Raw genomic sequence first — 17225 nt, forward strand, 5'->3', positions numbered from 1 at the left:
CATGGATGACCAGGGGCGCAGCGGCATTGATCTATCGGCCCTTACCGGCTCGGTGGGCTATCGGCTGCGGCGGGTGCAGATTGCGACCTTCAACCTGTTCACCCAGCATATGGCGGAATTTGACATCAGGCCGACCCAGTTCGCCATCCTGACCGTGATCCGCGACAATCCCGGCCTGTCCCAATCCCAGGTCAGCAATGCCCTGGGATTGAAACGGGCCAATCTGGTGCCGCTGCTGGACGGGTTGGAAGGGCGGGGGCTGCTGGTCCGCTCCCCCTCCCCTGCCGACCGGCGCTCCTACTGCCTGCACCTGACCGACCGGGGGCAGGAACAGATGAAGCTGTTCCAGGCCCGGCATGACCAGTTCGAACAGGAATTGGCGGCGCCCCTGGGCCCGGCGGGACGCACAGCCCTGCTGGCCCTGCTGGATGGTTTCCACACCAATGGCAGCAGTGACGCGGGTGGCGACGATCTGGGCTAATAGCCGTGGCAGGAAATCATGACCGATGGTCAAGCTTTCCTGCCGCTGGCTAGAGCAGATCGCGGAAAAGCGGAATCGCTTTGGAGCGTGAATCTGCTCGCTGAACAAGGGCTTAGAGCCGTGTGCGTTTCGGATTAAACGCACACGGCTCTAGTACCCCCTTATTCTGAATAGGTCCCTTGGGGGTTGGTGCCGCCAGGGGGTCGATTTTTGCCCAAAAGACCTGTATACAGATATCAAAACCTACAAACAGATCAGGGAGAGATGGACCATGAGCACGAACTTCCCCCTTAATGCCTGGTATGTCGCCGCCTATGATGTGGAGATCGGCCGCAAGCTGACCGCGCGGACGATCTGCAACAAACATGTTGTTTTATATCGTAAAATTGACGGCACCGCCGTTGCCCTGGCCGATGCCTGCTGGCATCGGCTGCTGCCTTTGTCGTTGGGCCGGCTGGAAGAGGACCGCGTTGTTTGCGGTTATCATGGGCTGAAATATGACGATACCGGGCGATGTGTATACATGCCGTCGCAGCACACCATCAACCCGTCGGCCTGCGTGAAAAGCTACCCGCTGGTGGAACGGTACCGCTTCCTGTGGATCTGGCCCGGCGACCCCGCCCTGGCTGATCCCGCCCTGATCCCCGATATCCACTGGAACAACGACCCCACCTGGGCCGCCGATGGCAAGGTGATCCATGCCAAATGCGATTACCGGCTGGTGGTGGATAATCTGATGGACCTGACGCACGAAACCTTCGTGCACGGCTCCTCCATCGGCAATGCCGCCGTGGCGGAGGCTCCCTTCGTCGCCACCCATGGCGATGACAAGGCCACCATCACACGCTGGATGATCGATATCGAGGCGCCGCCCTTCTGGGCCGACAATCTGGGCCGCAAGGACCATGTGGACCGGTGGCAGATCATCAATTTCACCGCCCCTTCGACCATCATCATCGAGGTGGGTGTGGCCCCCACCGGCACCGGCGCACCGGAAGGCGACCGGTCACAGGGTGTGGATGGCCGCGTGATCAACTGCCTGACGCCGGAAACCGACACGACCTGTCATTATTTCTGGGCCTTTGCGCGCAATTTCGACATCCATAACCAGGCCCGCACCCACAAGATCCGCGAAGGCGTCGCCGGCATCTTCCGGGAAGATGAACATATCCTGGAAGCGCAGCAGCGGGCCATCGACGCCAATCCCGGCCATATTTTCTACAATCTGAACATTGATGCCGGTTCCATGTGGGCGCGCCGCCTGATCGACCGGATGATCGCAGCCGAAACCCGGCCAGCCCTGGCGGCCGAATAAAAGGTGGCGGGAGCATGAGCTACAATAAGGACGCGGCCCAGACCGTCCGGGCGCTTGCCGCCATCCGCGACCTGATCCTGCGCGGCGGGGTAGAGCCGGGGGAGCGGTTGTCGGAACCGGGACTGGCGGAAAAGCTGGGCATTTCCCGCACCCCCATCCGCGCCGCCCTGGCAAGGCTGGAACAGGAGGGCTTGCTGGAACGGGTGCCCACCGGCGGCCACATGCCCCGCCGGTTCACCCTGGAAGAAGCCATCGACGCCATTGAACTGCGGGGCGTGCTGGAAGGAACGGCGGCGCGGCTGGCGGCCGAGCGCGGGGTGGAACCGCGCCGGATGCTGGCGATCAACCGCGTGCTGGAAGCCATCGACGCGCTGATGGCACCCAGCCCGACCAACTCGCCGCTGGACCATTATATGGCGTTGAACGCGGAGTTCCACGCCCTGCTGTCCGGCCTGTCGGGCAGCGAGACGATCGAGCGGGAGATCGACCGCATCACCCGTCTGCCCTTTGCCGCCCCCAGTGCTTTCCTGGAACGGCCGGGCGCCAGCGTGGTGCCCCATTCCCTGGTGCTGGCGCAGGCCCAGCATCGCGCCCTGGTTGAAGCGATCAGCCTGCGCGAAGGGGCAAGGGCGGAAGCGGTGGCGCGCGAACATGCGCGGCTGGCAAGACGCAACCTGGAACAGGTGATGGAGGGCGGGGACGAAGCCTTGCGCCGCTTCCCCGCCCTGGCGCTGGTCGCCGGATAATCAAAACCCGTTAAAGGGAGGAAACAGAATGAAAAATGATGCCATCTGGCTGGATGCCAACGTCACCCAGATCGACGATGTCGCCGAAGGCGTGCGCCGTATCGCCTTTGCTGCACCCCAGGCCCTTCCCGCCTTTGACCCCGGATCGCACATTGCCATCCGGGCGGCCCTGGCGGGTGGTCACGCGATCCGCACCTATTCCTGCCTGCCTGACGCGGCCCCCGGCGAAGTCGCCGTCGCCGTGAAGCTGCACCCCAACAGCCGGGGCGGGTCACGCTATATGTTCAGCCTGAAACCCGGCGACACGGTACGGATCACGACACCGGAAAACCGTTTTGATCTGTCCTGGCGGGCAGCCGATTATCTGCTGCTGGCCGGCGGCATTGGCGTGACGCCGATCTATGGCATGGCCCTGGCGCTGGCGGCGCGGGGTGCTGCCCTGCGCATGGAATATGGCGGGCAAAGCCTGGGCGCGATGCCCTTCACCGCCCCGTTGCAGGCGGCCCTGGGCGACCGGCTGGCGCTGCACCCCCAGGATCAGGGAAGCATGATCGACCTGGACCGCGCCATCGCCGCCCTGTCCCCGCAAGGGGAGCTTTATATCTGCGGCCCCCTGCCGATGCTGGAAGCGGCAAAGGCCGCCTGGGCGCGGGCCGGGCGCCCGACCAGCCGTTTCCGGTACGAAGTGTTCGGCGATACCGGCCGCTTCACCGAAGCCCCCTTCACCGTGCGCGTTGCCGGCTATGACCAGGCGGTGACCGTGGCCCCGGACCAGTCCCTGCTGGATGCGCTGGATGATGCCGGCATCCCCATGATTCATGATTGCCGGCGGGGCGAGTGTGGGCTGTGCGTCGTGGATGTGCTGGATCATGACGCCCCGATCGACCATCGCGACGTCTTCCTGTCAGACGGGGAAAAACAGGAAGGCACCCGCCTTTGTGCCTGCGTCTCCCGCTTTTCCGGCGGGGAAGCGGTCATTGATACCGGCTATCGCCCCTGATATCGGCCCATAATATGTAATGTTGCATAACTTATATTGGCCGTTTTCGGGGGCACTACCCCCGGAAGCGGCTTTGATAGATACGGTCCAGCAGCCCCAGCAGCAGGGTTCGCTCCTCATCCGACAGGTCGGATGTCACATCGCGCTCCGTCTCTTCCAGATTGGCGAAGAGTTGCGCCAGCGCCTGCCGCCCCCCCTCGGTTATCACCAGTTCATAAAAGCGCCGGTCGGTCGATGAACGGCGGCGCTCGGCCCAGCCGCGCCCTTCCAGATCATCCACGATCTGCACCGTGGCGGACTTGTCCAGCCCCACTTCGCGGGACAATAAATTCTGCGAAATCCCCGGATTTGCCGCGATGATGGCGAGGGAACTGAACAGGCCGGACCGCAGGTTCAGGTCGGCATTGCGTGCCGCGAAATTACGCGACAGATGATTTTGAATTCGCCGCAACCGGAACCCGATAAAGTCGCCTAAACGTCCCAGGTCAATCTCAGGCTGCTCGCCACCCTCTTGCTTGTCTTTCGCCATGTCTCTTCAATCAGGGGATCGGAAAACCGTCATTCCGGTTTGATACCCCATGCCGGGATGCCTGTCCGCATTTTCTGCGTGGCTTAATCACATTTGGCGCCATAGATAGTTGTGATCATCAACTATCTATGTTATAAACCATAACGAAAGGCACAAGAGCCTTCATGCGGGGCAAAGAACCCCGCTCCTACATCCAGGGAGGATGCCCAATGTTAAGGAAGTGGACGCTTTGCGGTGCCGCGCCCATGGCGCTTGCCGTCGGTTTATGCGCCGTGCCTGCGATCGCCCAGGGCCAGCAGGCCCCGGCCCCGATCCAGCTTGAAGAGATCATCGTCACGGCGGAGCGCCGTTCCACCAGCCTGCAAGACACGCCCATCGCCATCACCGCGCTGACGGCAGAAGATTTGCGTGAGCAGGGGGTCGTGGACTTGAAGGGCGTGGCCGATGCGACGCCCAATTTCCAGATGACCACATCGGGCAATGGCTCCGGCGGCGGCAATTTCGCCCAGCTTTTCATCCGTGGTGTCGGCCAGCCGGACTTCATCATCACCAAGGATCCCGCCGTCGGCATCTATATTGACGGCGTCTATCTGGCCCGTGCGCCGGGTGCCGTTCTGGAACTGCTGGATATTGAGCGGGTGGAGGTGCTGCGCGGGCCCCAGGGCACGCTGTTCGGCAAGAACACGTCGGGCGGTGCGCTCAACATCACGACCCAGGCCCCGTCGGATGATTTCGGTGGCGTCGCGGAAATGCGCATCGGTGAATATGGCCGCCTGGATGTGGGCGGGTCCGTCAGCCTGCCGCTGGTGGAGGACAAGCTGGCCCTGCGCGTCAGCGCCCTGTCGCGGGATCAGGATGGCTATTACAAGCGCCTGCTGCCATCGACCGACGGGTCCCGTCGCAATGGCAATGACATCAATGTCCGCAGCGGGCGCGCCACCCTGGCCTGGACACCGACCGACACGCTGTCTGTCACCCTGTCCGGCGATGTCACGCGCGAACGTCAGGCGGCCACCGATTATCAGGCCATCGGCATCTTCAACGATGCCGCCAGCGCCCCCAATATCGAGCTTTACAACCGTGTCGTGCTGGCCCCGCAGGGGCTGGTCTATGATGATCGCTGGATCGCGCCAAAGCCCTGGACCACCTATTCCACCTCCTCATCCTATGCCAATTCCGATGTCTGGGGCGTGTCCGGCGTCGTGAACTGGAGCCCCGGCGCGGTGAATGTGAAATCCATCACCGCCTATCGCGACCTGGATGTCAGCAGCAAGGCCGACGCCGATGGCACACCTGCCGATATCGTGGCCTCCGCCGGCATCAATGTGCAGCAGCACCAGTTCAGCCAGGAATTTCAGTTCAGCGGCGAAGCGTTCGATGATCGGCTGAACTGGCTGGTCGGCCTCTGGTACTTCAATGAGAAGGCCACCGATACCCAGTCGTCGCGCCAGTTGGTCGGCCTGGTGGATGCGCTGCGCGCCGCACCCAACCGGTCCATCGCCCCGCCGGGCGTGGCCGCTTCGGTTTGCCCGGCCAATGGCACCGGCCCTGCCTCCTGCCTGGGCGGCGCCAATAACAGTGCCAACCTGCGCTATGATCAGGCGCGCCTGGGCAATCGCTGGCTGGAAGGGTCCAGCTATGCCGCCTTCGCCCATGCCGGCTTTAAGGTCACGGAAGATTTCAGCCTGACCGCCGGCGGCCGCATCAGCCGGGAAAAGAAGGATTTCCGCTATTACGAGGTGCGGCCCTCACAGAATAATCTGGTCAGCTTCAATAATGTAACGGCCGGCGACACCTGGGATGTGTTCACGCCCAAGCTCGGGGCGGAATACCGGTTCGACCAGAACATGATGGCCTATGTCTCCTGGTCCAAGGGCTTCAAGGCCGGCGGCGTCAATGGCCGCCCCACCCGTGCCGACCTGTTCAACACCTTCGATCCGGAAAAGCTGACCGCCTATGAGGCCGGCTTCAAGGGCGACTTCTTCGACCGTCGCCTGCGTCTGAACCTGGCCGCCTATTTCAGCGAATATAACGCCATCCAGATCACCCGGAACACCACCGACGCCACCGGCGCCTTCATCCGCCTGGAAACCAATGGCGGCGATGGCGAGATCAAGGGGCTGGAAGCCGAGGCCACGGCCCTGCTGGCCGACGGCCTGACCCTGCAGGCGGGCCTTGGCTATACGGATTTCAAGTTCACCTCCCTGCTGCCGCAGCAGGCGACACCCGGCACGGTGCTGCTGACGCTGGATAATGAACTGCCCTTCGTGCCGAAATTCACCGCCAATCTGGGCCTGACCTATGAGGTGCCGGTATCTGCGGACGGCGCCGCCCTGCGCCTGCGCGGCGACTGGCGCCATTCCAGCAGCTATTACATCGATATTGACAATACCGCAGCCGTGGCCCAGGGCGCCTATGATGTGTTCGATGGCCGCATCACCTTCGTACCGGCCTCGGGCGGCTGGGAACTGTTCGTGGCGATGAGCAACATCACCAACAAGGCCGTCATCGCCAATGGCGTGGCGTCGCCCGCCAATGGCAACCAGATGGTCACCTACAAGCCGCCGCGCATGACCTATGGCGGGGTGCGGGTGACCTTCTGAGGGCGGTAATCCCCTCCCAGGCCCCTCTCCAGTGTCATCCCGGTGACAGGCCGGGATGACGAGAGAAGCAATAAGCGGAGACGTGCATTTGGCCCAACGTTTTGACAAACCACCGCCAGCCAAGGGCGGTCTTCTGACCCGGATTTCCTTCCTTCTGGGGTCGGCGGGTCTGCTGGTCGCCATGTCCGCCGATGCCATCGCCGTGCTGGGCCGGCATGTCGGCTTCACCTTCCTGGGCGCGATTGAGATTGTGCAGGCCAGTGTGGTGCTGGCGGCCTCGGCCGCGATGGTCGGCGCCACCCTGTCCGGCGCCCATGCCCGCGTTCATATCCTGATCGAGCGGCTGGGCACCCTCTGGCACCGGCGGATGGACCAAGGCGCCGACCTCATCTCCTGCCTGTTCTTCCTGTTCCTGGCCGCCGGGTCCGCCTGGGTTGCGGCCGATCTGTGGGCGGGGTTCGAGGTGACGGAGATCCTGGGCCTTCCCCTGCGCTGGCTGCGGCTGGTCTGGATCGGCTCCTGCCTGCTGATCGCCGGCCTGTTCCTGTGGCGCGCCCTGACCCAACCGACGGAGCCCGGTCATGACGCCTGAACTCTGGGGTGCCATAGGCGTCGTTGTTCTTCTGACCATGCTGACCCTGGGCCTGCCCATCGGGGTCGCCCTGGCCGCCGTCGGGGCCGGGGGCATCGCCATCCTGGTCACACCGGAAGCCGCATTGATCAAGGCCGGCGTGGTGGCGTTTGAGACCATCGCCAAGTACGAGTTGGGCGTGCTGCCCCTGTTCCTGCTGATGGCGCATCTTTGTTTTGCAGCCGGGGCCAGCCGCGATTTCTTCGACGTCGCCGCGCGCTTCATCGGGCACCGGCCGGGCGGGCTGGCGCTGGCCTCCATCGCCGGCTGTGCCGGGTTCGGCGCCATCAGCGGCTCCAGCCTCGCCACCGCCGCCACCATCGGTTCCGTGGCCCTGCCGGAGATGCGCAAGCACAACTACTCCCCCGCCTTCGCCACGGGAGCGCTGGCCGCCGGCGGCACCTTGGGCGCGTTGATCCCGCCATCCGGCGCCTTGATCGTGTTCGGCATCATCGCCGAACAATCCATCGGCCGCCTGTTCGCCGCCGCCGTGATCCCGGGGCTGAGCCAGGCGCTGTTCTACATGATCGGCATCTATATCCTGTGCCGCATCTGGCCCGAACTGGGGCCGAGGACGGCGCGGGTGGCGTGGCGGGACCGGCTGCCGGCCCTGCGGCGGATCATCGACATCCTGGCGCTGGTCATGTTCGTGGTCGGCGGCCTGATGGTCGGCTGGTTCACGCCGACGGAGGCCGCATCGGTCGGGGCCGTCGGTTCCTTCCTGCTCTGTGCCATCCGGGGGGCGCTGACGCGGGCCGCCATGACCAAGGCGCTGGCGGACACATTGCGCACCACCGGCATGATCTATGTCGTCATCATCGGCGCCATCCTGTTTTCCACCTTCGTCAGCCTGACCGGCATTACCGGCCACATGTCGGCCCTGGTGACCGACCTGGGGGCCGGGCCGCTGGTGGCGGTGCTGGTGATCGCTTTGCTGCTGCTGGTGCTGGGATCATTCCTGGACGGGTTGGCGCTGATGCTGCTGACAGCACCCATCTTCCTGCCCATCATTGTCGACCTGGGCCTTTCGCCCATCTGGTTCGGCATCTTCCTGGTGCGCACCATGGAAATCGGCTTTGTGCATCCGCCGCTGGGGCTGAACTGCTACGTCATCCATGGCATCGCCAAGGATATCCCGCTGGGCACCATCTTCCGCGGCATCGTGCCCTTCCTGGCCATAGATTTCCTGCATCTGGCCATGATCATTGCCTTCCCGGCGGTGACCCTGTGGCTGCCCAAAGTGCTGGGGGCTTGAGATGATAGGCAAGCATCTGAAACAGCTTCTCGCCGCCTGCGCCCTGATCGCCCTGTCTGCCTGTGGCGGCAAGGAAGAGCCCGCAAGCGGCGCCATCACCCTGTCCTATGCCAGCCCCTACCCGCCCAGCCATCCGTTCAGCAAGGCCGACATCGAGTGGATGCAGGCGGTCGCGACGAAATCCGGCGGTCGGCTGGTGATCAAACCCTTCTGGTCGGGATCGCTGATCAGTTCCGACCAGAGCATGGTGGAAATCCGCCATGGCGTGGCCGATATCGGCCTGATCACGCCCATCTATGCCCGTGGCGGGGCGCATGCGCTGCGCGGGCAGGCCGGCTTCTATGGCGGCATCAAGGATCTGCCCGATCAGGTTGCCATTTATAAATGCCTGGAACAGGCATTTCCCGTCTTCCGTGCGGAGTTGGAAGGGCTGCATGTCCTGGCGGTACAGGGCGGCAATTTCCCCGGCGTGCTGACGCGGCACAAGCCGATTGAGCGGCTGGAGGATTTGCGCGGCCTGCGCCTGCGGGCCCAGACTGAGGCGCTGGGCGTGCTGCGCGACCTGGGTGCTGATCCCGTCAATATGCCGATGGGGGAGGTTTATTCCGCCCTGGCCAAAGGCGTGATCGACGGGGTCGTAGCCCCGGCGGACACGATCACATCGCTGCATTTCGGGGAAGTGGCGCCTTATTTCACAGCATTGCATTTTGATCGCGGCGCCTATCCGGCGCGTGCCATGTCCGACAAGGCCTGGCAGCGGCTGACACCGGAACTGCGCCAGGTGCTGATGGAAACGCAGCCCGTCTGGGAGGCGGCGCTGGCCCGCCAGATCCTGGTCGCGGAGGAACGCGGGCTGGAAAAGGGCAAGGATCTCGGCATGCGCATGATCATGGCCCTGCCGCCAGCCGATCAGGAACGGTTCCGCCTCCTTTACGCCGAAAATGCCCGCCGCATCGCCGATGAACTGGCGCATTTCGATGTCGATGGTCACCCGATCCTGACCCATGCCCAGGAATTGATCGCCGCACGGGCGCGGGGGGAGACCCCGGCCTGCTTCGGCCCCGAAAACCCGCAACAGGCGGAGGTGTCGCCATGACACGCGAGAGCCCCCTGGAAGCCCCCCTGGCCGGGCTGCGCATCGCCGATTTCAGTTGGGTCGGCGCCGGCCCGCGCGCCACCAAGGATCTGGCCGATTACGGCGCCACCGTCATCAAGGTGGAAAGCGCCAAGCGCCTGGACCTCGGCCGCCTGTCCCCACCCTTCAAGGATGGAAAGCGCCACCATGACGCATCCGCCTTTTTCGCCATCACCAATACCGGCAAGCAGGGCGTGACCATCAACCTGAATGACCCGCGCGGCATCGCGGTGGCGAAAAAGCTGGTCGCCTGGGCCGATGTGGTGGTGGAGAATTTCGGCAAGGGCTACATGGACCGGATCGGCCTGTCCTGGGACACCCTGAAAGCCATCAAGCCGGATATCATCCTGCTGTCGGTCAGCGTCACCGGGCGCACCGGCCCCCTGTCCGACCTGCGCGGCTATGGCAATTCCGCCGCCGCCCTGTCGGGCTTTGCGTCCCTGTCCGGCTGGCCCGACCGGGGGCCGCACATGGCGCCCTTTGCCTATGGCGACGTGGTGGCGCCGATGATGGCGACAGTGGCGGTGCTGGCGGCGCTGGAACATCGGCGGGTGACGGGCGAGGGCCAGCATCTGGACGTGTCGCAGGTGGAACCGATGATGCTGGTCACGTCGGACTGTCTGGCCGACGGGCAGCGCGGGATTGAGCCGCGACGCGGCAATGACGATGCCCGCATGGAGCCACACGGCCTGTTCCCCTGCCGCGGCCCCGATCAATGGTGCGCCATCGCCGTGCGCGACGATGGCGATTGGCAAATCCTGGCCGAGCTGGCGGGGATTGATGATCAACGTTTTGCCACGCTTGAAGGCCGCAAGACCCATGCGGCGGACCTGCGTGCCTTGCTGTCGGCCTGGACCCGGACACAGGACAAGCACCGGCTGGCCGACCATCTGTCCGCCGCCGGGGTGCCGGCGGAAGCCGTGAATGATGGGCGCGACGTGTTCACCGACGCCGAACTGGAACGCGCCGGCCATTACCATCGCATCCGCCATGAAAAGCTGGGCGATTGCGAGATGCCGGGGCCGCCACTGCGCTTTTCCGATGCCGCCATCCATGTCGGCCCGCCGCCCCTGCTGGGTGGCGATAACCGCGCCGTCTTTGTCGACCTGCTGGGCATGGACCCAGGCGTGGTCGATGAACTGACCGCCGCCGGCGCGCTGGCGTGAGGGGGATGAAATGCTGAACCATCTGACCATCATCGACGCGACGGGCGAGTTGGGTGCCCTGGCCGGCCATATGCTGGCGCAATTGGGGGCGTCGGTCACCCGGCTGGCCCCGGCGGGGGGCGAGAAGGCGGACCCGGTGTGGAACCGGGACAAGCGTTGCGTTGCGCTGGACGATGCCGATCTGCCTTCCCTGTTGACGGATGCCGACATCCTGCTGCGCAACGGGCCGCTGCCGGGCGTGGCGCCGGCGGATTATCCGCACCTGATCGACGTGCTGCTGACACCCTTTGCCTGTACGGACCGCCCGGCCACCGACCTGACGCTGATGGCGCGGTCGGGCCTGCTGCATATTGGCGGCGATCCAGACCGGGAACCGCTGCGCCTTCCTGGGCAGCAAGCCTATGCGCTGGGCGCCATCCAGGCGGTGATCGGGGCGCTGACGGCACTGCATGCCCGCAAGGACAAGGGACAGCAGGTCACCGTGTCGGCCTATCAGGCCGCCGTGCTGGCCAATTATCGCGAACCGGTGATGTGGGATTGGGCCGGCAAGGTTGGCGGGCGGCAGGGCAATCTGCTGGTGCGCGGCAAGTCGGGGGTCAATCAGGTCTGGAAGGTGGCCGATGGCTGGGTCACCTGGGCCCTGGTCGACAATCCCGGCATGATGCGCGCCATGGTCGCCCTGATGCAGACCGATGATATGGCGGGGCCGCTGGCCGGGGTGGAGTGGGAGACTATCCTGGTCGCCGATCTGCCGCAGGAAACGCTGAAGGGTTGGGAAAAGATCGTGGGGGCGTTCTTCGCCACCAAAACCCGCGCCTTCCTGGCCGAACAATCCAACCGCCACGGCATGGGCCTGTCTGCCATTGATGAACCGGATGATGTGCTGAACAGCGCGCATCACGCGGCGCGCGGGGCCTTCGTCCCCTTCGATGATCCCGTGTCGGGCCGCACCCTCCGCGTGCCCGGCCCCCTGTTCCGGACCAGCCGGGAGGATGCGCGATGAACGGCCCGCTTTCCGGCCTGAATGTGGTCGATTTTTCCAAGTTCCTGCCCGGCCCCTATTGCACCTGGATGCTGGGCAATCTGGGTGCCGATATCATCCGGGTGGAAAACCCGCGCGAGTTGGCCAAGCAGGCGCAGGTGTTCGGCTGGGACAAGCTGGATGATGACGCCCGCGCGGACCTGCGCGCCCGTGACATCTATGCCCGCAACAAGCGCAGCCTGGTCATCGATCCCGGTCACGCCGACGCCCGGCCGGTGATCGAGGCGCTGGTGGCGAAGGCCGATATATTGGTGGAGGATTACCGGCCCGGCGTGATGGACAGCATGGGTTATGGTGCCGCCGCTATGCTGGCCCTGAACCCCAGGCTGGTCTATGCGTCGGTCACGCTGTGCGGACAAACGGGGCCCTATCGGGACAAGCCGGGGCATGATCCGGTGGCACTCGCCATCGCTGGCGCCCTATCGCGCATCGGGGAGGACCCGGCCAAGCCCAGCTTCCCCGGCGTGCCCGTAGCCGATCTGTTGAGCGGATCGAACGCCGTCATCGGCATCCTGTCCGCCATCATTGCACGGGGCGTAACGGGCCGGGGCCAGCATGTCGATGTCGCCATGTCCGACGCCTCGCTGGCCCTGATCGCCAGCACCCTTTCCCGCAATCCCGACCTGTCGAAAGCACCCGGACGCGGCAAACGGCGGGCGGATAGCGGCATCTGGGAAACCGCGGACGGCCGCTTCATCACCACCACCGACATGGAACCCCGCTACTGGCAGCGTTTCTGCACCGCCGTGGGCCGTCCGGATTTCGCCGGTTTGCAGATGGATATCAGCCGCCGGACGGAAATCGCCGACACGCTGGCCGGTATCTTCCGCAGCAAGCCCCTGGCCGAATGGCTGGACATCCTGGCGCCGGCGGATACGCAATTCGCACCCGTGCATGACCTGCAGGGCGCCATGGCAGACCCGCACAACCGGGCGCGCGGCATGGTGTTTGACGTGCCGCTGCCCGGCGGCGGCACCGCCCCCCATATCGGCCTGCCCATCCGCCTGTCCGATACGCCCGCCGCCCCGCCGCGACCAGCGGCGCCGGCGGGCGGCGACAGCGACACCATTCTGGCCGGCATCGGCCTTTCCCCTACCGACATCCAGTCCCTGCGCGACAAGGGCGCCCTGTCCGCCCGTCAAGGATCATGAGCATGAGCATCACCGAAAACAGCCAGCAGCGCCCCCTGGAAGGACTGCGCGTCCTGGACCTGACCCGCGCTTTGGCGGGCCCTTATGCCACCCTGCTGCTGGCGGGTCTGGGGGCGGAGGTGATCAAGCTGGAAGACCCGGTCGGCGGTGATCTGGCGCGGGAGAACAGCCCCTATGTCGGGCGCGACGGGGTGGTGGTGGAACGCCGGCACGCGGACGATATCTCCATTTCCCACCTGACCCGCGCGCGCGGCAAGCATGGCATCAGCCTGAACCTGAAACACCCCGACGCCAAGGCGGTCTTCGCCGATCTGGTCAAGGGCTGCGACATTGTGGTGGAGAATTTCACCAGTGGCACCGCCGACCGGCTGGGCGTGGGTTACGCGGCGGCCAAAGAAGCCAATCCGCGCGTGATCTATTGTTCCCTCTCCGGCTTCGGCGCCAACGGGTCGGAAGGTGGCAAGGCCATGGATGTGATCATCCAGGCCCTGTCGGGTGCCATGTACACGTCAGGCGCGCCGGGGGAACCGCCGGTGCGCATGGGTGTGCCCATGGCAGACATGCTGGCCCCCGTCTTCGCCGTTATCGGCATCCTGGCGGCGCTGGAACAAAGACACCGGACTGGTGAGGGCCAGCATATCGATGTGTCGATGCTGGGGGCGCTCACCTCCTTCGTCGCTATCGAGAACTGGTCGGCCATGGCCGCCGCCGGCATGCCGTCGCGCACCGGCCTGACGGTGCAGCGCCTGTCGCCCTTCGGTGTGTTCGAATGCGCGGACGGCTACATCGCCCTGGTCGCGGTGCATGACAAGCTGGCCGCCGGCCTGTTCCGCGCCATGGGACAGGAGGCGCTGCTGCAGCATCCGCAATTCGCCACCCGCGATGCCCGCGTGGCCAACGCCACCGAGCTGGAAGCGCGGATCAATGCCTGGTCGCGGCAATTGCCCGTGGCGGAAGTTGTGGCAGCCCTGGAGGCGCAGGGCGTGCCCGTGGCGCCAGTCCGCCATCCGGAGGATGCGCTGGTCGATCCGCGCGTGGTGGCCCGCAACGAGACGATGCCCATCGCCCATCCCAGCTACAGCTCCGACATTGACCTGCGCACGGCCGGTATCCCGATCCTGTTCTCCGGTGCGCGGACGGGCTTCGACCCCGTGTTGCCGGTGGCGATCGGGGAGCATAATGGCGATGTCTATCAACGCCTGACCGGCTACACGCCCGAGCAATTGCAGCGCCTGAAGCAGCAAGGGGTGATCTGATGGCCCGCCACCCCGCCCTGGCCACCCTGCTGGCCGCCGCCAATGATCCCGCCGGAACGCTGGAAACGCTGCGCGGCCAGGGGCATCGGCCCATCCGCCTGCTGGGCATGGACGCGCCCCGCGCCCTGGTGCGGGGGGCGGGACTGCTGCCGGTGCGGCTGGTGCCCACGCATGAACCGACGCCGATGATGGATGCCATCATGGGCGGCGCCGGCCTGTCGGTGCGCGGCAAGTCGCTGCTGGAACAGATGGTGGGGGACAGGGCCAAACCCGACCCGGTCCTGATCACCAGTGCCGACAATGAACAGCCCCAGGTCTTCGCCGCCCTGCGCGAACTGGCGCGGCAGGCGGGGGACCGGCTGGGGCCGGTGCATTTCCTGGATCGTCTCTATGGCGATACCGAAACGGTGGCGCGGTACAATGCCCACCGTCTGGCGCAGGCGCGGGACTGGCTGGCCGATATCGGCGCGCCTTTGGGTGATATGGCCCAGGCCGACACCGATGAAGCCCGGTTGCGCACCCTGCTGGCCCGGGCGCTGGACCTGCGATCGGTCGGCCGGCTGACGGGGGCCGAGGCGGCGAGGATCGTGGCCGCCGCCGCCATCCTGCCACTGGAACAGGTGGAAGCATCCCTGTCGGCCCTGCTGGCCGATCCCCCGCCTTTGGTCCCCACAGCATTGCCCCTGTTCCTGACCGGCAGCACGCAGGAGGATTTCCGCACTTATGACGGGCTGGAAGCGGCCGGCGCGCTTGTGGTGGGCGAGGGACAGGATTGGGGACGCCCCTGGTGCGACATGCAAGCCCCCCTGGCCCGCCGGATCCAAGACGATCCCGCCGCCATCATCGCCATGGCCAAAGGCGCCGGTGCCGCCGCCCTGGTACATGCCTTGCGCCCCGGTGATGAGGCAGCGCCCTGGGACGCAAAGCCGTTGCGGACCGCCTGCGCCGCCGCCGGCCTGCCCTTCCTGGCCGTGACCTGGAACGGCAATGGTGAGATGCCCCCGGCGCTCACCCCCTTCCTGGCCGATCCCACGGCCCCGCCGGCACCGCCGGCCCCAAAGCCCCCCCCCTCCCCCACCCGTGCCGGCGGTGGCCGGGCAGCGTTGAAGCCGCCGACGCGCAGCCGTAAATCGCTGTCCGCCGTCGCCAGTTTCGGGCAGTTCCAGCGCGACTGGTTCGCGGGCCTGCGGGCACAGGTGGCGGCCGGCGCGCCGCTGGCCGTGGTGAATGCCAATGCACCGCAGGAAATCCTGCGCGCCATGGACATTCCCTTTGTCGTGAACCAATGGTGGGCGTCCATCGTGGCCGCGAAACAGCAATCCGGCCGCTATTTCCGCCTGCTGCGCGACCGGGATTATCCGGCCGATGTGGAAGCCTACAGCGCCCAGGGGCTGGCCGCCGCGTTCGATGAGGATGCGGAGAATGCCCCCTGGGGCGGGTTGCCGAAACCGGATTTCCTGGCCGCCGTGACCGGCACCGACGCCACCCCCCGCCTTTTCCGCCAGTGGGCGATGGAGACGGGGGCCGACCTTTATCTCTACCAGCGCAGTTTCGACAGCCGCTGGCAGCTCCCCACCACCTGGTGGGACGATCTGCCCGGCGACTGGGACCAGCATCTGGAACCCGAACGCCTGGACCTGATGGAAGGGGAATTGCGGGCCCATGTCGCGCGGCTGGAGGCGGCGACGGGCAAACATCTTGATCCGGAGCGTTTCGCCCAGGTGATGGATCTGGTGAATGAGCAGGAGGAATGGTATCGCCGCACCCGCGACCTGATCGCCGCGACATATCCCGCCCCCGTCAGCATTGTGGATACGATGCCGGCCACCATGGTGCCGCAATGGCATCGCGGCTCCGTCTGGGCCCGCGACGCCGCCAAGGCGCTGTATGAGGAGGTGGCGGCCCGCGCGGCAGCGGGAGAGGCCGCCTGCGCGAAGGAGCGTGTCCGCCTGATGTGGGTGGGGCGCGGCCTGTGGAGCGATATGGGTTTCTACCAGCGCTGGGAGGAAAGCCATGGCGCGGTCTTTGTCTGCTCCATGTATCTGTCGCTGGCCGCCGATGGCTATATCCGCCATCACGACCGGGGGCGCGACCCGATGCGGGCGCTCGCCGCGCGTTTCGTCACCATGGGCGACGAACTGCGCATGCCGACATGGGCCGGTGCCTGGCATGTGCGTGATGCCCGCCTGCATGGCGTCCAGGGGGCCGTGGCATTGACCGATGCCGACCCGTTTGTACTGCGGGCGCTGGAGGAAGCGGGCATCCCCGTGCTGCGGCTGGACCTGGATAATTATAACCAGGAAAGCGCCGACGCGGCCGGCGTGGATGCGGCAGTAACCCGCTTCATTGAGGCATTATAAAAAAGCTGGCGGCATCACACCCGATGCCGCCAGCCTTCACACCAGCTTGAAGACCCGGATCGTCACGGCATCATCGCGCCCCGCTACGGGGGCCAGGGTACCGACAAAGACTGCCTCGTTCAGCCATTGGTGCGGCCCGTTCGGCGCCTCGAACCAGGGGGTGGTGCGACCATAGGCTTTGCCGATCACCCCCTTATTGACGATATGGATGATGGCGCCATCCTCCGCCTTCAGCCAGTAATTCGCCTCCACCATTGTAAAGCCATCGGGGCGGATCAATTGCCAATCCTCACCGGAAGGCAAGATCGTGCCGCGGATGCGGGGGCCCTGGAAAGTACCGCCGGTGATGGGGATGCGGACACGGCTGCCGAACGGCGTCTCCCCCACCTCCTGCACGGCGCCCAACGTCACCAGCGCCTCATAAACAAACTCGGCCTTCGGCACCTCGAAGGCCGGTGCGGCCACAGCGGCGGGCGAAACCAGCCCCGTAGCCCCAACCAATGCCGGAACGGCGGCAAGCGCTGCCCGCCGGCTCACTATCTGCGTCATGGCACC

General features: G+C 65.6%; 15 protein-coding genes. 13 read left to right on the forward strand and 2 right to left on the reverse strand.

Translation table 11 applies throughout. The annotated features are described in order from the left end of the window. Position 1 precedes the first annotated feature (1 nt). From G473_RS28360 to G473_RS0122220, 4 genes are all read left to right on the forward strand, one after another. Positions 2 to 481 carry a MarR family winged helix-turn-helix transcriptional regulator gene (locus G473_RS28360; protein WP_051330600.1) on the forward strand — a complete coding sequence of 160 codons (480 nt, stop codon included), beginning with the start codon at positions 2 to 4 and terminating at the stop codon, positions 479 to 481. A gap of 271 nt (positions 482 to 752) precedes the next feature. Beyond that, positions 753 to 1796 (forward strand): aromatic ring-hydroxylating dioxygenase subunit alpha, encoded by a 1044-nt coding sequence (locus tag G473_RS0122210; protein WP_029014914.1) that lies wholly within the window; start codon positions 753 to 755, stop codon positions 1794 to 1796. 14 nt (positions 1797 to 1810) lie between these two features. Then, positions 1811 to 2542, forward strand: a complete 732-nt coding sequence (locus G473_RS0122215; RefSeq protein WP_029014915.1) for a GntR family transcriptional regulator — start codon at positions 1811 to 1813, stop codon at positions 2540 to 2542. Between the two features lie 28 nt (positions 2543 to 2570). Then, positions 2571 to 3542: a PDR/VanB family oxidoreductase gene (locus tag G473_RS0122220; RefSeq protein ID WP_029014916.1), complete on the forward strand. Its 972-nt coding sequence runs from the start codon at positions 2571 to 2573 to the stop codon at positions 3540 to 3542. Between the two features lie 55 nt (positions 3543 to 3597). Here G473_RS0122220 and G473_RS0122225 read toward each other — a convergent pair whose 3' ends face one another. Then, positions 3598 to 4071, reverse strand: coding sequence for a MarR family winged helix-turn-helix transcriptional regulator (locus G473_RS0122225; RefSeq protein ID WP_051330601.1), 474 nt, complete (start codon positions 4069 to 4071; stop codon positions 3598 to 3600). 272 nt (positions 4072 to 4343) lie between these two features. On the opposite strand from G473_RS0122225, the gene G473_RS0122230 reads away from it, so the two are divergent. The 9 genes from G473_RS0122230 to G473_RS31125 all read left to right on the forward strand — a co-directional run bounded on the left by G473_RS0122230 (position 4344) and on the right by G473_RS31125 (position 16670). Further along, on the forward strand, positions 4344 to 6674 hold the full coding sequence (locus G473_RS0122230; RefSeq protein ID WP_161631029.1) for a TonB-dependent receptor: 2331 nt from the start codon (positions 4344 to 4346) through the stop codon (positions 6672 to 6674). An 88-nt stretch (positions 6675 to 6762) separates the two neighbouring features. Further along, entirely contained in the window at positions 6763 to 7266 is a 504-nt protein-coding gene (locus G473_RS0122235) for a TRAP transporter small permease (protein WP_035708991.1), read from the forward strand. Next, positions 7256 to 8560, forward strand: a complete 1305-nt coding sequence (locus tag G473_RS0122240; RefSeq protein WP_029014920.1) for a TRAP transporter large permease — start codon at positions 7256 to 7258, stop codon at positions 8558 to 8560. The genes G473_RS0122235 and G473_RS0122240 overlap by 11 nt, the downstream gene beginning before the upstream one ends. A gap of 1 nt (position 8561) precedes the next feature. Then, the gene (dctP, locus tag G473_RS28365) at positions 8562 to 9656 is read left to right on the forward strand and encodes a TRAP transporter substrate-binding protein DctP (protein ID WP_154667529.1); all 1095 of its coding nucleotides are present in this window, start codon (positions 8562 to 8564) and stop codon (positions 9654 to 9656) included. Further along, a complete protein-coding gene (locus G473_RS28370; RefSeq protein ID WP_035708994.1) occupies positions 9653 to 10861 on the forward strand; it encodes a CaiB/BaiF CoA transferase family protein in 1209 nt (402 codons plus the stop codon). Before dctP ends, G473_RS28370 begins: the two co-directional genes overlap by 4 nt. 10 nt (positions 10862 to 10871) lie before the next feature. Continuing rightward, on the forward strand, positions 10872 to 11864 hold the full coding sequence (locus tag G473_RS0122255) for a CoA transferase (protein ID WP_029014921.1): 993 nt from the start codon (positions 10872 to 10874) through the stop codon (positions 11862 to 11864). Next, complete coding sequence (locus G473_RS0122260; protein ID WP_029014922.1) at positions 11861 to 13054, forward strand: CaiB/BaiF CoA transferase family protein; 1194 nt, start codon at positions 11861 to 11863, stop codon at positions 13052 to 13054. The genes G473_RS0122255 and G473_RS0122260 overlap by 4 nt, the downstream gene beginning before the upstream one ends. Before the next feature lie 2 nt (positions 13055 to 13056). Then, positions 13057 to 14310 (forward strand): CaiB/BaiF CoA transferase family protein, encoded by a 1254-nt coding sequence (locus G473_RS0122265; RefSeq protein ID WP_029014923.1) that lies wholly within the window; start codon positions 13057 to 13059, stop codon positions 14308 to 14310. Further along, positions 14310 to 16670, forward strand: a complete 2361-nt coding sequence (locus G473_RS31125) for a 2-hydroxyacyl-CoA dehydratase family protein (protein ID WP_084438529.1) — start codon at positions 14310 to 14312, stop codon at positions 16668 to 16670. The genes G473_RS0122265 and G473_RS31125 overlap by 1 nt, the downstream gene beginning before the upstream one ends. 36 nt (positions 16671 to 16706) lie before the next feature. Here the strand turns inward: G473_RS31125 and G473_RS0122275 are convergent, their stop codons facing one another. Beyond that, entirely contained in the window at positions 16707 to 17219 is a 513-nt protein-coding gene (locus tag G473_RS0122275) for a DUF3237 domain-containing protein (protein ID WP_051330602.1), read from the reverse strand. Positions 17220 to 17225: the final 6 nt, after the last annotated feature.

Source organism: Niveispirillum irakense DSM 11586 (assembly GCF_000429645.1).
GTDB classification, from domain to species: domain Bacteria; phylum Pseudomonadota; class Alphaproteobacteria; order Azospirillales; family Azospirillaceae; genus Niveispirillum; species Niveispirillum irakense.

Coding starts and splice junctions, on each gene's coding strand:
- G473_RS0122210 (WP_029014914.1), top strand. CDS start 753: ATGAGCACGAACTTCCCCCTTAATGCCTGGTATGTCGCCGCCTATGAT.
- dctP (WP_154667529.1), top strand. CDS start 8,562: ATGATAGGCAAGCATCTGAAACAGCTTCTCGCCGCCTGCGCCCTGATC.
- G473_RS0122225 (WP_051330601.1), bottom strand. CDS start 4,071: ATGGCGAAAGACAAGCAAGAGGGTGGCGAGCAGCCTGAGATTGACCTG.
- G473_RS28370 (WP_035708994.1), top strand. CDS start 9,653: ATGACACGCGAGAGCCCCCTGGAAGCCCCCCTGGCCGGGCTGCGCATC.
- G473_RS0122240 (WP_029014920.1), top strand. CDS start 7,256: ATGACGCCTGAACTCTGGGGTGCCATAGGCGTCGTTGTTCTTCTGACC.
- G473_RS0122275 (WP_051330602.1), bottom strand. CDS start 17,219: ATGACGCAGATAGTGAGCCGGCGGGCAGCGCTTGCCGCCGTTCCGGCA.
- G473_RS0122255 (WP_029014921.1), top strand. CDS start 10,872: ATGCTGAACCATCTGACCATCATCGACGCGACGGGCGAGTTGGGTGCC.
- G473_RS31125 (WP_084438529.1), top strand. CDS start 14,310: ATGGCCCGCCACCCCGCCCTGGCCACCCTGCTGGCCGCCGCCAATGAT.
- G473_RS0122265 (WP_029014923.1), top strand. CDS start 13,057: ATGAGCATCACCGAAAACAGCCAGCAGCGCCCCCTGGAAGGACTGCGC.
- G473_RS0122260 (WP_029014922.1), top strand. CDS start 11,861: ATGAACGGCCCGCTTTCCGGCCTGAATGTGGTCGATTTTTCCAAGTTC.
- G473_RS0122220 (WP_029014916.1), top strand. CDS start 2,571: ATGAAAAATGATGCCATCTGGCTGGATGCCAACGTCACCCAGATCGAC.
- G473_RS28360 (WP_051330600.1), top strand. CDS start 2: ATGGATGACCAGGGGCGCAGCGGCATTGATCTATCGGCCCTTACCGGC.
- G473_RS0122215 (WP_029014915.1), top strand. CDS start 1,811: ATGAGCTACAATAAGGACGCGGCCCAGACCGTCCGGGCGCTTGCCGCC.